The sequence below is a fragment of the Deinococcus malanensis genome (assembly GCF_014647655.1).
GTDB lineage: Bacteria > Deinococcota > Deinococci > Deinococcales > Deinococcaceae > Deinococcus > Deinococcus malanensis.
In genome coordinates this window covers 1-561 of sequence record NZ_BMPP01000074.1, presented here as the reverse complement: position 1 = coordinate 561, position 561 = coordinate 1, and the positions used below count along the sequence as shown (strand labels likewise).

The 561-nt window shown below is 65.4% G+C and carries 1 protein-coding gene; it reads left to right on the top strand.

Translation table 11 applies throughout. The features are described from left to right. A partial coding sequence (locus IEY49_RS21285; RefSeq protein WP_189012399.1) for a PAS domain-containing protein occupies positions 1 to 561 on the top strand: 561 nt, incomplete at both ends.

The window sequence follows — 561 nt, the reverse complement described above, 5'->3', positions numbered from 1 at the left end:
CTTCCGGACAGGCTTTTACGCCGCCGCGGTGCTGCGCCGCCGCGACGGCGAACCGCTGGGCTTCCTGTACCTGCTGCGGCAGGATCCCCGTACCTTCGAACGCCAGCACTACCAGGCGTTCCTGGACGCCATCTGCCTGGCCTCGGATTATCTGGTGCAGCAGCAGCTCCTCAAACGTGCCATTCAAGTCGAGGCCCGGTTGCTGCCGTTCGAAAGCAGTGTCGAGGTGTTCACCGACGCCGTGATCGTCTACAACGATGCGGGCCTTGTGACCTGCGCCAACCCGGCTGCCGAGCAGTTGTTCGGCGCGCCGGTGAATGAGCTCGAAGGCCAGCTCCTCACGGCCCTGATTCCCGGTGGGCCGGACGTCCTGCCCAGCCCAGACGCAGAGACCTGGCAGCTCGGACACGTCGAGGGCCGCACCCGTAAGGGTGGGGTGCTCCAGCTGGACATCGCAAGCCGCCAGATGCAGGTGGAGGACGCGCACTACACCCTGCTGATCCGCGATATGAGTGACCTGAACGAGAACATCGCGGCGCTCGCGCAGAGTCAGTTGCACGC